The following is a 14,285-nucleotide window of genomic DNA, read 5'->3' on the forward strand; positions in this document are numbered from 1 at the left end:
GCTTTTTCTTTGACGCAGAACCAAGCGCTTAATCTTGGAACATGTCCCCATACCGATGCCGGGGACGCTTTTCCCAATCTCTCCGGTGATAGACGTCCGACGCAATCACCGGCGCCACCGTGCTCGCTTCGGCGAAGACCATCTGTTCCAGGGCCACGTCGACCTTGCCCCAGGAGCAGGCTTCCTTGAGGGTGGAGGAGGAGCAGGCGCCGTCGCGGACGTCGGCGACTGTGATCTGGACGGCATAGGCGTGCATCGGGACTTCAACGCCGAGGATTTCGGCGCAGACGACCGTGTCCTGGGCGAAGTTTTTCGGCACGCCGCCACCGACCATGAAGAGGCCCGTCTTGCCGGCCTTGATCTTGATGTCGGTGAGCTCGCGGAAATCGGCGACGCTGTCGATCGAGAGATAGGGCTTGTTGGCCTTCATCCGCTCGACCTGGTGCTTGACGAGACCGAAGCCGGCGGAACAGTCGGAAAAGGCCGGGCAGAAGATCGGCACGCCCTGCTCATAGCATTCCTGTACCAGCGAGCCTTCCTTCTTGGCATTGCCGTCGGCCAGCCATTTGCCCATTGCCTTGATATAGGAGCGCGAGGAGCGCGGACCGGGTTCCAGGAGATCGGCGATTTCCAGCGTGGCGGCGTCGCAGGCCTGCAGCTCTTCCTCGTCGATATAGGTGTCGTAGATGCGGTCGATATAGAGATCGCGCAGCTCGCGGTCGTCGGGGATTTCGCGGGCCTGGTAATGCTTGAAGCCGAGGGCTTCAAAGAAGTCCATGTCGACGATGGAGGCGCCGGTCGAGACGATGGCGTCGACCATGTTGTTGCGCACCATGTCACGCCAGACATGCATGCAACCCCCGGCGCTCGTGGAGCCGGCCAGGGTCAGGATGACCGAGCAGTCCGGATCGGCAACAGCCTGTTCCAGGATGCGCGCGGCGCGCGCGGCATCGCGCGAGGTGAAGGACATCTTCTCCCAGGCGTCGATCATGGCACGGCCGTCAAAGGCGGTGATGTCGATATGTTCAACCGGGCTGGAAAGCAGCTCGGCCTTGCGGTTTGAGTTCTCGCTCATGTGTAGCTCCTCGGGCCTCGCGCATCAGCCAGGCCGTAATTGGTCAGGCGCGGCGGCGCAGGCGCGGCCGACGACGGCGGGCGCGCGCGAAGTTGATGACCTTGGCCTCGTCGTCTTCGGCCAGGTCGGGTTGGGCTTCGAACATAGACGGCCACGGCATATCCTCAACCGCGACGCGTTCGATGGCGCCGAAACCGTTGAAGTCGGTGGCCAGGGCGGTGCCATAGGCGCCGAGCATGCCGATCTCGATGACATCGCCTTCGCGGATATCGGCCGGCAGTTCGAACGGGCCGGGAATGGCGTCCAGGCTGTCACAGGTCGGACCGAAAAAACGGAAGGAGGCGGTGTGCTCGCCGATCTCCCCACGCGGGCGATGCAAGCGGACCGGGAAGGGCCATTTCGCGTGCGCCGCGTCGAACAGGCGGCCATAGGCGCCGTCATTGAGATAAAGGGCGTCGCCCTTGCGCAGCTCGACCCGAGTCAGGACGGACTCGGCTTCGGCCACCAGGGCCCGGCCCGGTTCACACCACAGATCGGCATTTTCGAGCACCATCATCTCCTCGAAGGCGTCTTCGATGGCGGTGATGTAGTCGTCCATGTGCGGCGGGGTCATGCCCGGATAGATGGAGGGGAAGCCGCCGCCGACATCGACGATGTCGACGGTGACACCCGCCTGCACGATCAGGCGCGAGGCTTCCAGCATGGCCGAGCGATAGGCCGAGGGCTGCATGCACTGGCTGCCGACATGGAAGCTCACACCCAGCTCTTCGGCATGGGCACGCACCTTGCGGATCCGCTCGGCGGCCTCATAGGCGGGCACACCGAATTTGCCGGCCAGCGAGAACATGGCTCCGTCATTGGACACGGCCAGCCGCACGATCAGCGTGATGTCGCTGGCGTGATTGGTTTCCTCAAGGATCTTGGCCAGCTCGGCTTCGCAATCGAGCGCGAAGATCCGCACGCCGAATTCATAATAGGCGCGGCGAATGGATTCGCGGCTCTTCACCGGATGCAGGAAAGCCATGCGGCTGTCCGGGCAATGCTCGGCGACAAGCTGGATTTCCGGGATCGAGGCGACGTCGAAGAAGCGCGTGCCAGCCTTGTGCAACGCCTGGAGTATCCAGGGTGCCGGGTTGGCTTTGACGGCGTAGAGGACTTCGCCCGGGAAATTGTCCTGGAACCAGCGTCCTGCTTCGGCAACGCGGTCCGGACGTACACAGACGACCGGACTTTCTACGTGCCGCGAACGGACCAGGTCCAGGGGAGTATGGTACGTGTGCAATTCACGTGACCCCCTGCTCGTTGTTAACCCAATCCGGCATCGTCACCTCCGCCGGGAAGAGCGCGATTAAAGTCAATTTTCGGGTGTGTAAAGCGGGAAATTTGCGGCGGCCGAATTTTCGCGTCGACATGGCGTCCTCCGTGTCGGAGCCGGGGCTGGGCGAGGCAGGGCGAAGCCGTCGAACGGTCGCGCATCGCCACCGCTTTCGCAACCCTCGAGAATAAATCCGTACCCGGATCAAAGTACAGATTGCGTCGGGAAAGACTTGTAATTCGTGAATTCCCGTAATGAAGGTGTAGTCCGGCTCACATTCCGCGATGTCACAAAAATTTCAAACGCGAATACTTCGATTGTGGCGGTTTTGCCACCGCGTCGAATTTCCCTGTCAGGGCAGCATCTAGCGGGTCGGACCGCGCGGGTGCCCCAGTGCTGGTGGCGGCTCCGGCAAACGTCCGGTTCGGAATCCGAACTGCGCTGTCATTCAGCCGTTACAATGCTGATGTCTACCCGCCTCCCGAGCGATCGGGGCGGAACGGGTCCCCCCGATCAACGGTCCAATTCATTCCTTCCCGGGGGACTTTCATGTCGGTGACGAAAAACTTCCGCAAGCTTCTGCTTGTGTCCACCTCCTGCGCATTCTTCGCAGCCTGCGCGGACACATCCATCTCTTCGCCAGGCAATACCAATGTCGGCACGCCTCCCGGCGGTGGCGGCGGCGGTGGTGGTGGCGGCAGCCAGACCACGATCGACCTGATCCCGGCCGGCGGCTGCGGCACCGGTTCAATCCGTGAGACCTCGGTCACCAATGGCGACATCACGATCAATGCCTGTGAGATCACCGGCAATATCACGTCCAACACCACAATCGCCGCCAATGCCGGCGTGATCATCACCGGTCCGACCTTTGTCGGCGTTGATGGGGGTGGTTCGGCGACGCTGGAAATCGGCGCAGGCGCAACCCTGTTCGGTTCGGCCGGTTCTGACTATCTGGTTGTCGCGCGGGGCTCGCGCCTCGAAGCGGTCGGCACCTCGGACTCGCCGGTTGTCTTCACTTCGCGCCAAGATGTCGAAGGCACGGCAGCACCGCTCGACCGCGGCCAGTGGGGCGGCCTGATCATCAACGGCTTCGCGCCGATCAACGCCTGTATCGACGGCACCGCCGCTGGCGGCTCGGCCGATTGTGAAAAGTCCGGCGAAGGCTCTTCGGGCCTGTTCGGCGGCGACAATCCGGCCGACAATTCGGGCATCCTGCGCTATGTCCAGGTCCGCTATGCCGGCTTCCTCATCAACAATGAGGACGAGCTCAACGGCATCGCCTTCCAGGGCGTCGGCTCCGGCACGGAAGTCGATTATGTCCAGGTCTCCAACAATGCCGATGACGGCATCGAGATGTTCGGCGGCACGGTCGATGTCAGCCACATCGTCCTGACCAATATCCGCGATGACAGCTTCGATTATACCGATGGCTGGATCGGCCGCGCCCAGTATGTGCTGGTTCGCCAGTCCGGCGATGATGCCGACCAGGGCTTCGAGTTCGACAATCGCGGTTCCAACAACACGCTGCTGCCGCGCTCCAACCCGCGCATCTCCAACTTCACGCTGATCGGCGAGCGCAATGCCGCCGAGAGTGACCAGGGCATGCTGCTCCGCGCCGGTACCGCCGGTGAATTCTACAACGGCATTGTCGTCGATTTCGGAGAGGATTGCCTGGACATCGACGATCAGGAAACCTTCGACCGGATCGGCGCTTCTGGCGCGGCCGGCGATGAAGACCTGGTCATCCAGTCGACCGTTTTCGATTGCACCACGAATTTCGACGAAAGCGCCGGCGACCCGGTGGATGTGTCGGATTGGTTCCTCGGCCAGCCCAACAATGCCGAGATCGACAACTCCATGTCCGACGTCTTCCCGGGCCCGGTTGAACTGGCCGTCACGGCCTTCGACATCAACGCCCTGGATAGCTGGTTTGATGCGGTCGACTATATCGGTGCCTTCTCCGGCGCTGAAACGGCGGCCTCGAACTGGGCGGCCGGCTGGACGTCCAACCTGTTCGCCGATCCGGGTTGCCCGACGGGCACCACGGAATCTGCCGAAGTCATCAATGGCCAGCGCGTCTGCCAGCTGACCGGCAATGTCACCGCCGACCTGCGCCTGACCCGCGGCTCGATCTACGAGCTGGTCGGTCCGGTCTTCGTCGGTGTCGATCGCGGTCCCGATCCGGCCAGCCCGCTGCCGTCCGGCATCGAAGCCGAGCTGACCATCGATCCGGGCGTCACCGTCTTCGGTTCGGCCGGGTCCGACTACATCGTCGTCACCCGCGGCTCCACGATCCGCTCGAACGGCACCCGCACCGCGCCGGTCACCCTGACCTCGCGTTCGGATGTTGAAGGCACGGTTGGCGCCAATGATCGTGGCCAGTGGGGCGGTCTGATCCTCAATGGTCGCGCGCCGATCAATGCCTGTATCGACGGCACCGCCGCCGGCGGCACGGTCGATTGTGAGAAGTCGGGCGAGGGTTCCTCCGGTCTCTTCGGCGGCGCCACGCCGACCGATGACTCGGGCAATATCTTCTACACGCGCCTCCTCTATGCCGGCTTCCTCATCAACAATGAGGACGAGCTCAACGGCATCGCCTTCCAGGGTGTCGGTTCGGCGACAGAAGTCGATTATGTCCAGGTCCACAACAATGCCGATGATGGCGTCGAGATGTTCGGCGGCGCGGTGGATGTGAGCCACCTGGTCCTGACCGGCATCCGCGATGACAGCTTCGACTACACCGATGGCTGGATCGGCCGCGCCCAGTTCGTGATCGTCGCCCAGTCCGGCGATGATGCCGACCAGGGCTTCGAGTTCGACAATCGCGGCTCCAACAACACGCTGCTGCCGCGCTCCAACCCGCGCATCTCCAACTTCACCCTGATCGGTGAACGCGGTGCGGCTGAATCGGACCAGGGCATGCTGCTCCGGGCCGGTACGGCGGGCGAACTCTATAACGGCATCGTGGTCGATTTCGGCGAGGATTGTCTCGACATCGACGATCAGGAAACCTTCGACCGGATCGGCGCCAGCGGCGCTGCTGGCGACGAAGACATCATCATGCAGTCGATCGTGTTCGATTGTACGACGAATTTCGACGAAAGCGCCGGCGACACTGTCGACCTCTCGACCTGGTTCCTGGGTCAGGCCAACAATGCCGAGATCACCCACACGATGACGGGCTTCACCTTCATCCCGGGCAATACCGGTGTGGTGCCGGGCGCGACCGAACAAGCGGTCACCGCCTTTGACATCAATGGTCTCGATAGCTGGTTCGTCGATGTCGACTATATCGGCGCCGTCGAAGACGCCAACGACACCTGGTACCAGGGCTGGACCTTCCAGCGCACCCAGTAACGCAACCGCCGGAACCGGTCGGCCTTCGGGCCGGCCGGTGACGGTGTCTGTCAATCGCAGTCACATGGTGATGAAGATGAATACCAATCGATTTGCGCTCACGGCTGCGTTGCTGGCGTCCACGACGCTGGTGCCGGTCGGTGCCGCCCTCGCGCAGGACAATGATGAAGATGTCATCGAAGTCCGCTTCCAATACATTCCCGATGATCGGCGTGTGACCTCGGAGGTCGCGGCCTCCCTGTCCATCGATGATCTTGAAACCACCGGTGACAGTGACCTGGCCTCGGCCCTGGTCCGCGTCACCGGCCTGTCGACGACAGGTGGTCGCTTCGTGGTCGTTCGCGGCCTCAATGAGCGCTACTCCAACACGCTGCTCAACGGCTCGCCCATGCCGTCGCCGGAACCCTTCCGTCGTGCGGCCCCGCTCGATCTCCTGCCGACCAATGTTCTCTCCAACGTGCTGGTCCAGAAGACCTTCTCGCCGGAATTCCCGGGTGAGTTCGGTGGCGGCGTGATCGGCATCGAGACGGCAACCCTGCCGGATGACGGCTTCTTCAGCGTCTCGATCGGCGCCAGCGGCGATACGGTCACGACCGGCAATCACGGCCTGACCTATGCCGGTTCCGACACGGACTGGCTGGGCTATGATGACGGCCTGCGCGACATGCCGGCCGAACTGGCCGCGGTTTTCAACACGACCCGCGTCGGCAACAACCTGCCCGCCGCCCAGCAGCAGGCGATCGGCCGCTCGCTGGTGAATTCGGAACTCTGGGTGGTCCAGCAGATCGATACCGATGCCAATGGCTCGGTCTCCATCGAGGCCGGTGACCGGTTCGACTTCGAGAATTTCTCTCTCGGCCTTCTCGTTGCCGGGTCCTATTCGAATGAGTGGGAAACCCGTGAAGGCCAGCGCGGCAAGGGCGCCATCGGCGCCGGTGACGAGCTGATCTATGAAAACGGTCCGCCCAGCGAAGACCGTTCCGGCCTGGCCCCGGTCGGCGAAGGCATCAACAACTTCTTCGGCACGGAAAATGCGATCGAAGCCTCGGGCCTCGTCTCGGTCGGCATCGATTTCTACAACGACCACGCCATCTCCTTCCTGTCGATGGCGCTGCGCTCGACCTCGAAAGAGGCGCGGATCGAAGAGCAGTTCAATGCTGGTTCTTCGGCTGTTGTGCGCGGTGACTACACCGAATGGTTTGAACGTCAGGTCCTGTTCAACCAGCTTCGCGGTGAGCATCTGTTCGAAAGTCTCGGCGGCCTGGCGCTCGACTGGCGCCTGTCCGATGCGACCGCGACGCGGGATGCGCCCTATCAGCGCTTCGTGAACTACCAGTACGAAGACGCCGCCCAGAGCTATCGCTATGAAGGCGACATCAACGACAACTTCACCCGCTTCTCGGAGATTGAGGACAACACGCAGGACGCCGGTTTCGACGTGACCCTGCCGGTTTCCGTCGGCGGTCTCGATGCCGAGCTGAAGGCGGGTTACGCCAATACCAGCCGCGAGCGTGACGCCTATACGCGTCAGTTCGCTTTCGAACAGGGATCAAACGGTATTCCCGCTGACCTCCTCTTCTCGCGGATCGACTATATCTTTGCGACCCAGAACATCGTCGATGAGCGTCTGCGCCTGATCGAGACCGGTGGCCTGACCTTCCCGGAAGCCTATACCGGGACGCTGGATGTCGAGGCCTATTATGCGGGCTTTGATGTGGCGCTGAATGATTTCGTGCGGGCCGCTGTCGGCGCCCGTTTCGAAGAGGGCACCCAGGAAGTCGACACCTATGCCTTCCCTGCCAGCGCAGCGGATAGCGGGCTGATCGAAACGCGGATTTCGGAGGATTATGTCCTTCCCGCGCTGACCCTGACCTGGACCTTCGCGGACAATCTCCAGCTCCGTACCGGTTACTCGCAATCGATCGCCCGTCCGCAGTTCCGCGAGCTGGCCTTCGCCGAGTTCTTCAACACCGATACGGACCAGCGTTTCCAGGGCAATCCCTTCCTCGTGAACACCGAGATCGAGAGCTATGATGCGCGCCTGGAGTATTATTTCGGCCGTGATCAGTTCGTGACTGTCGGTGCCTTCTACAAGGTGCTGGAAAACCCGATCGAGGAATACATCATCCCGATCGGTGACGGGCTGAACACCTCCTTCATCAACGCGCCCGAGGCGACGTTGACGGGAGCCGAGTTCGAGTTCGAGAAGACCTTCGATTTCTCGGATCGCTGGGACGGTGCTTTCTTCAATGACCGCGAGTGGTTCATCAAGACGAACTACACCTACATCCAGTCCGACGTGACGGCGGATGGCACGGTCACGATCGCCCAGGGTGCCTTTGGCAGCCCGTCCGCGATCGAGCTGAATGCAGCCGGTTTCGTTCAGGACGGCCGGGCCCTGCAAGGCCAGTCAGAGCATCTGTTCAACCTGCAGGTCGGTTTCGAAACCTTCGACGGCCGGGCCCGTGGCGCACTGCTCTACAACTATACCGGAGAGCGCACCCGTGCCGTGGCCAACCTGTCCGATGATCTCCCGGAGATCGTCGAACAGCTCCCGGCCTCCCTGGACTTCGTCTACTCGCGTACCCTGGATCTGGGCGGAAATGACTGGGACTTCGGTTTCTCGGTCCGCAATATCCTGGGTGACGATTATGAAGCCACCCAGTCTGCCGGCGGCGTTGAACTGCCGGTCGACACCTATGAAATCGGGACCTCGCTGAGCTTCTCGGTGAGCCGCACCTGGTAGTCATACGGAACGGGGCGGGCCAGCCGGTCCGCCCCGATTTCCACAAGACCTGCATCATCCAACGATGAATCGCGAAACGTCGTAAAACTGACGGCGAACCGTCGTCAAACTGACGTATAGCGGGTGTATCCGGGTCGCATCGCACACGGATCAATCGCGCCCGCGGGCCGTGTTTCCGGAACGTGAAAACGGGCGCTGGAAACCATGACGCAAGCAGACACTCCGGACCAGGTACAAGGCAGGGCAGCGTTATTGCCCGGCTGGATGCGCCTGACTGTCCGGGCCGTCGAGCTGGCCCTTCTGATCGCGCTGACCGGGCTTGTCGCCCGCCTGATCTGGCTGATCGCCTTTGGCGCCAGTGCCGGCGACTTCCAGCAGGACGCGCTGGATGATCCGCGGACGCGGCTTGGGACCAGCACCTATGTCGCCGATATCAGCCGATTGCGCGACACCTCCCTTTTCACCGACCCGCGAGCCGGCGCAATCGTCGATGCCACGCCGGACATCATGCCGGAAACCCGACTCGCCCTGGTCCTACGCGGTCTGCGCCGCGGTGCCACGCCGGAGACGGGCGGCGCCATCATCCAGCTTCCCGATAACCGGCAGCAATTCTTCCGCGCCGGCGTCGAGATTCTCGATGGCGTGACGCTGGAGGCGGTGCATGTCGACCATGTCCGCATCAGCCGCCGTGGCATCGCTGAAGTTCTCTATCTGCGGCCGGAGGAGGCCGCTGCTGCCCGTGAGGCCGAAGCCCGTCGCGCGCCGGCCAGACCCTCACAGTCGGCCGCTCGCCGCGGCGCGCTCGAGGATGTGGCCGGTCTGTTCCAGGTGCGGGCGCAATATGCCGGCGACGCACTGACCGGCTACCGTATCGAGAGCGGCAATGAAGCCATGCTCTCCGTGCTGGCTCTGCGTACCGGCGATGTCATCACCGCGATCGACGATCGCCCGGTGGCCGCCATTTCCGATCTTTCCGCGCTGCTCGATCGCGCCGATGACGGCGACACGATCCGCGTTTCCATTTCCCGGGGCGGCCTGCCCCTGACCCTGTCGAGGACACTGCCGCAATGACCCTGTCTGCGAACCATGCCCTGACGGCGCTGTGCGCCCTGATCCTCCTCCTCGCCGCGCCGCTGGCACAAGCCCGCGCTCAGGACCAGGTGGTCAATTTCAACCAGGCCGAGATCCAGGCCGTCATCGATGATGTTTCGGCGGTGACCGGCTATACCTTCATCGTTGATCCCAATGTGCGCGGCCGGGTCACCATCACCTCCCAGGCGCCGCTGACCTCGGACCAGTATTTCCAGGTCTTCCTGTCGACCATGCGGGTTCACGGCTACACAGTCGTGCCGACCGCCTCCGGCGCCTATCAGATCGTACCCGACCAGGCCGGGGCGCGCTCGGCCAATCCGGTCAATTCCAACCTGCGCGGCGATCAGTATGTGACCGCCGTCGTCCGTCTCAACCATGTCGCCTCGCGCGATGCACTGGCCGTGGTGCGCCCCCTGATCGGGACCGAGGGCAGTGTCAATGCGACCGAGACCGGCAATGTGCTGGTGATGGTCGATTATGCCGAGAATATTGCCCGCCTGCGCCAGGTGATCCGCGATCTCGACCGCGATACCTCGGTGGTGGAAATGGTCGAGCTGACCAATGTCTCCGCCGCCGACATGACGCGCATCCTGCAACAGATGCGCACCCGGTCCGCGACCGGTGAGGACGAGGCCATTTTCAATGTTGCCATCGCCCCGATCCCGGCCTCGAACACGGTCCTCCTGCGCGGCAATCGCCCGGCCGTTGACCAGATGATCGCCCTGGTGCGACGGGTCGACAGTGTCAGCCAGTCCAATCAGAGCTTTCGCGTCATCTATCTCAGCCACGCCGATGGTGAGGACCTGCTGCCCATCCTGCAACAAGTCGTCGATACGCTGGCCGACGTTGAAGGTGCCACGCGGGCATCGTCCGTCTCCCATCACGCTCCGACCAATGCGTTGGTGATCAATGCCGAGCCGGATGTGCAGCGCCAGCTCGAGCTGGTCATCCGGCAGCTCGATATCCGCCGCCCGCAAGTCCTGGTCGAGGGGATTATCGTCGAGGTGTCCGACAGCACCGCCCAGGCGCTGGGCGTTCAGATGCTGCTGGCCGGCGGCGAGGGCGATGCCCCGCTCGCCATGACCCGCTTCTCGGCCAATAATCCCGATCTGGTCGCCCTGACCGGTGCCGCCGCCTCGGCGGGCGATGATGACAGCGATCTCAACACCACGCTGCGCCAGGCCGCGATCAATTCCCTATTGGGCGCGACCGGCGGCACGCTGGGTTTTGGCGGTCAGAACGGCAATGGCAATCTGTTCGGCCTCGTCCTCAATGCGGTCCAGAGCGATGTGAATTCCAACGTCCTGGCCACGCCCTCCATCATGGCGCTGGACAATGAGGAAGCCTATTTCATTTCCGGTCAGGAAATCCCGGTGACCACGGGCGAGGCGCTGGGCTCGAACAATACCAACCCATTCCGTACGGTGGACCGCGAGGAAGTCGGGGTGAAACTCACCGTCCTGCCGCAGATCACCGAGGGCAATACGGTCCGCCTTCACATCGTCCAGGAAGTTTCCTCGGTGGCCGGCGCAGTCAGTGCCGGGTCGACCGATCTGATCACCAACAAGCGGGAAATCTCCACCACGGTTCTGGCCGATAATGGCGAGATCATCGTGCTGGGCGGCCTGATCCGCCAGGAGGATGAAGGGACCGAGAATGGTGTGCCAGGCCTGCGCCGCCTGCCGGGCGTGGGTCGTCTCTTCCGTTCCGAAGGCACGGAGCGTCGCCGCACCAATCTGATGATCTTCATCCGCCCGACCATCATCCGCTCGGAAGCCGACATGCAGGCGCTGACCGAGAACCGTTATGACTTCATCCGCTCCGAACAACTCGCCGGCAGTGAGAACGGCACCAGCTCGCTGGAAGCCATTGTCGAGATGATGATGGTGGAGATGGACCGCGAAGTGACTGCAACGGGGCCGGCCGGTGACTGACACCGCCACCGATACCGCCACTGCTACCGACACGCCCGCGGCCAGCCGCACACCGGTCACCTACGCCTTCGCGCGCCAAGCCGGGATTGCTTTCCAGCCGGCGGCCAACCCAGGTGATGCGGGGATATTCCTTCTGCGCAGCGGCGCCGACCGCCGGGCCCTCTTGGAGGTGCGCCGTGTGGTCGGTCATACCTGCCCGGTCCGCGAATGTGCCCCGGCCGACTATGATCGGGCCCTGTCGGACATCTATGCCTGGACGGGCGTTGGCAGCGAGACGATGGAGGAGGCCGGCGAGGGTGAGGACAGTCTCACCCGTCTGATCGACGAGATGCCGCGCAGCGAGGATCTGCTCGACAGTGACAGCGACGCGCCCATCATCCGCCTGATCAATGGTCTCATCGCCGAGGCTGTTCGCACTGCCGCTTCGGACGTCCATGTCGAGCCCTTTGAGGATCGCGTCTCCATCCGCTATCGTGTCGATGGCGTCCTGCACGAGACCGCCTCGGTTCCGCCGCGTCTGGCCTCGCCCCTGGTCTCCCGGATCAAGGTCATGGCCCGGCTCGACATTGCCGAGAAACGCATCCCCCAGGATGGCCGCCTGTCGATCACGCTGGGCCGGCAATCGGTCGATGTGCGGGTTTCGACCCTGCCCTCGCGGCATGGCGAACGGGTCGTCCTGCGTCTGCTCGACAATTCCGCGGCCCGTTTCCGTCTGGCCGATCTCGGTCTGCCGGCGGCGATGCTGGCGGATATGGAAAAGGCGCTCGCTCAGCCCAATGGCATCATCCTGGTGACCGGTCCGACCGGGGCGGGCAAGACGACCACGCTCTATGCCGGGCTCAATGCGCTCAATGCGGAGAGCCGCAATATCCTCACCGTCGAGGATCCGGTCGAATACGCGATCGACGGGATCGGCCAGACCCAGGTCAATACCAAGGTCGGGATGACCTTTGCCGCCGGTCTGCGCGCCATTTTGCGCCAGGATCCGGACATCGTCATGGTCGGCGAGATCCGCGATGCCGAGACCGCGCGCATTGCCGTCCAGGCCAGCCTGACCGGCCATCTCGTCCTGTCGACCGTGCACACCAATTCCGCCGTGGCGGCGATTGCCCGCCTGCGCGATATGGGTGTGGAGAGCTATCTGCTCGCCTCGACCCTGACTGCGATTGTCGCCCAGCGCCTGGTGCGCCGCCTGTGCGGACATTGCGCCGAAAGCTACACGCCCGACGCCGCCGAGCTCGACCTGCTGGGCCTGGCCGGGCGAAGCGATATCACCCTGCACCGGCCGACCGGTTGCAGCCAGTGCAAGCAGACCGGCTATGACGGCCGGACCGGGCTGTATGAACTGGTGATGGTCGACGACACGCTGCGCAAGCAGATCCATGACGATGCCCGCGAGGCCGACATGGCCGCCCATGCCTTTGCCAAACGACCGACCCTGTTCCGCAATGGCGTCGAACTGGCCCTCGCCGGCACGACCAGCCTGGCCGAAGTCCTGCGCGTTTGCCGCGAGGAGGGCGAGCGTCATGCCGGCGTTTGAGTATGAAGCCCTCGATGCCCGCGGCAAGACGGCGCGCGGCCTGATCACCGCCGACAGTGCGCTGGCGGCGCGGCGGGAATTGCGCGGCCGGTCGATGGCGCCGCTCGCCATCCGTCCTGCCGAAGCCCGGCGCACGGCGGGGACGCAGCCCGGCCTCGGTGAGCGCTTGCGCCAACAGGACCTCTCGGCCCGCGAACGCATGCTGGTGACGCGTCAGCTGGCCAGTCTTCTGGGCGCCGGCATGCCGGTGGCCGAATGTCTCGGCCTGCTCGCCCAGCAGGGCGGACGGCATCATATGCGCCGGGTGTTGATGGCGGTGCGGGCGCGGGTCTCCGAAGGCGAGCGCCTGTCCGATGCCATGCAGGCCTTTCCCAAATCCTTCCCCGCCGTCTATCGCGCCATGATCGCGGCCGGCGAAACGGCGGGCGGGCTGGACCAGGTCCTGGCCCGGCTGGCTGATTATCTCGAGAAGGAAGAGGCCATCGCCAACCGGATCACCGGCGCGCTGGTCTATCCCGTCGTGCTGAGTGTGGTGGCGACCGGCGTTGTCGCGCTGTTGATGACCTTCGTCGTCCCGCGCATCGCCGAGCAATTCACCGGCATGGGTATGGCCCTGCCGGCCCTGACCCGTTTCATGATCGCCGCCTCCAGCCTGTTGACCGCAGGCTGGCCGTTCATTCTGGGTGGCCTGGCCGTTCTGGTGATCGCGACAAGCCTCCTCATGCGCCAGCCGGCGATCCGCTTGCGGGTGCATGGCGCGACCGCGCGACTGCCCGGCCTTGGCGGCTTCCTGCGCCAGGTCGAATCCGCCCGTTTCGCCCGCACAATGGGTATTCTGGTGGAGAGCGGGGCCATCCTGCCCGACGCCTTGCGGGCCGCGTCGCGCGCGACCGGCAATCTGGCCTTCAAGGCCAAGCTCGATGCGGTTCTGGGCGAAGTCGAAAGCGGCCGCGCCCTGTCCGACGCCCTGCGGGCGCAGGCCTGGTTTCCCGCCCTGATGCTGTTCATGGTCGCGGCCGGTGAACGCTCGGGCGCGCTGGGGGAGATGTTCCGCCGCGCGGCTGACCAGATGGAGCAGGAGATTGACGGCAGCGTCACCGTGGCGCTCAACCTGCTGGAACCCGGCATCATCCTCATCCTGGGCGGCGTGGTTGTGGTGATCGTGCTCTCCATCCTCCTGCCCATTCTTCAACTCAACACTTTGGCTCTTGGCTAGGGAGGCG

The 14,285-nt window shown here is 63.7% G+C and carries 8 protein-coding genes; 6 read left to right on the forward strand and 2 right to left on the reverse strand.

Going from position 1 to position 14,285, the window contains the following annotated elements; translation table 11 throughout:
* Positions 1-28 precede the first annotated feature (28 nt).
* Both Q0X62_RS01100 and Q0X62_RS01105 read right to left on the reverse strand, forming a co-directional pair.
* Positions 29-1,075 carry a deoxyhypusine synthase gene (locus tag Q0X62_RS01100; protein WP_297730692.1) on the reverse strand — a complete coding sequence of 349 codons (1,047 nt, stop codon included), beginning with the start codon at positions 1,073-1,075 and terminating at the stop codon, positions 29-31.
* Positions 1,076-1,118: 43 nt separating this feature from the next.
* Positions 1,119-2,357, reverse strand: coding sequence for a type III PLP-dependent enzyme (locus tag Q0X62_RS01105; RefSeq protein WP_297730694.1), 1,239 nt, complete (start codon positions 2,355-2,357; stop codon positions 1,119-1,121).
* 582 nt (positions 2,358-2,939) lie between these two features.
* On the opposite strand from Q0X62_RS01105, the gene Q0X62_RS01110 reads away from it, so the two are divergent.
* The 6 genes from Q0X62_RS01110 to gspF all read left to right on the forward strand — a co-directional run bounded on the left by Q0X62_RS01110 (position 2,940) and on the right by gspF (position 14,278).
* Entirely contained in the window at positions 2,940-5,750 is a 2,811-nt protein-coding gene (locus tag Q0X62_RS01110; protein WP_297730696.1) for a hypothetical protein, read from the forward strand.
* A 76-nt stretch (positions 5,751-5,826) separates the two neighbouring features.
* Positions 5,827-8,496: a TonB-dependent receptor gene (locus Q0X62_RS01115; protein WP_297730698.1), complete on the forward strand. Its 2,670-nt coding sequence runs from the start codon at positions 5,827-5,829 to the stop codon at positions 8,494-8,496.
* A gap of 204 nt (positions 8,497-8,700) precedes the next feature.
* Positions 8,701-9,567 carry a type II secretion system protein N gene (locus Q0X62_RS01120; protein ID WP_297730700.1) on the forward strand — a complete coding sequence of 289 codons (867 nt, stop codon included), beginning with the start codon at positions 8,701-8,703 and terminating at the stop codon, positions 9,565-9,567.
* The gene (gene gspD, locus Q0X62_RS01125; protein WP_297730702.1) at positions 9,564-11,522 is read left to right on the forward strand and encodes a type II secretion system secretin GspD; all 1,959 of its coding nucleotides are present in this window, start codon (positions 9,564-9,566) and stop codon (positions 11,520-11,522) included. The genes Q0X62_RS01120 and gspD overlap by 4 nt, the downstream gene beginning before the upstream one ends.
* Positions 11,515-13,062: a type II secretion system ATPase GspE gene (gene gspE, locus Q0X62_RS01130; RefSeq protein ID WP_297730704.1), complete on the forward strand. Its 1,548-nt coding sequence runs from the start codon at positions 11,515-11,517 to the stop codon at positions 13,060-13,062. The genes gspD and gspE overlap by 8 nt, the downstream gene beginning before the upstream one ends.
* The gene (gene gspF / locus Q0X62_RS01135) at positions 13,049-14,278 is read left to right on the forward strand and encodes a type II secretion system inner membrane protein GspF (RefSeq protein ID WP_297730706.1); all 1,230 of its coding nucleotides are present in this window, start codon (positions 13,049-13,051) and stop codon (positions 14,276-14,278) included. Before gspE ends, gspF begins: the two co-directional genes overlap by 14 nt.
* The last annotated feature ends 7 nt before the right edge of the window (positions 14,279-14,285 follow it).

Source organism: uncultured Maricaulis sp., from assembly GCF_947259345.1.
Lineage (GTDB): Bacteria > Pseudomonadota > Alphaproteobacteria > Caulobacterales > Maricaulaceae > Maricaulis.

Bases quoted from the DNA above. Each gene is read 5' to 3' on its own strand.
- Q0X62_RS01100 (WP_297730692.1), bottom strand. From the start codon at position 1,075: ATGAGCGAGAACTCAAACCGCAAGGCCGAGCTGCTTTCCAGCCCGGTT.
- Q0X62_RS01110 (WP_297730696.1), top strand. From the start codon at position 2,940: ATGTCGGTGACGAAAAACTTCCGCAAGCTTCTGCTTGTGTCCACCTCC.
- Q0X62_RS01115 (WP_297730698.1), top strand. From the start codon at position 5,827: ATGAATACCAATCGATTTGCGCTCACGGCTGCGTTGCTGGCGTCCACG.
- Q0X62_RS01120 (WP_297730700.1), top strand. From the start codon at position 8,701: ATGACGCAAGCAGACACTCCGGACCAGGTACAAGGCAGGGCAGCGTTA.
- gspD (WP_297730702.1), top strand. From the start codon at position 9,564: ATGACCCTGTCTGCGAACCATGCCCTGACGGCGCTGTGCGCCCTGATC.
- gspF (WP_297730706.1), top strand. From the start codon at position 13,049: ATGCCGGCGTTTGAGTATGAAGCCCTCGATGCCCGCGGCAAGACGGCG.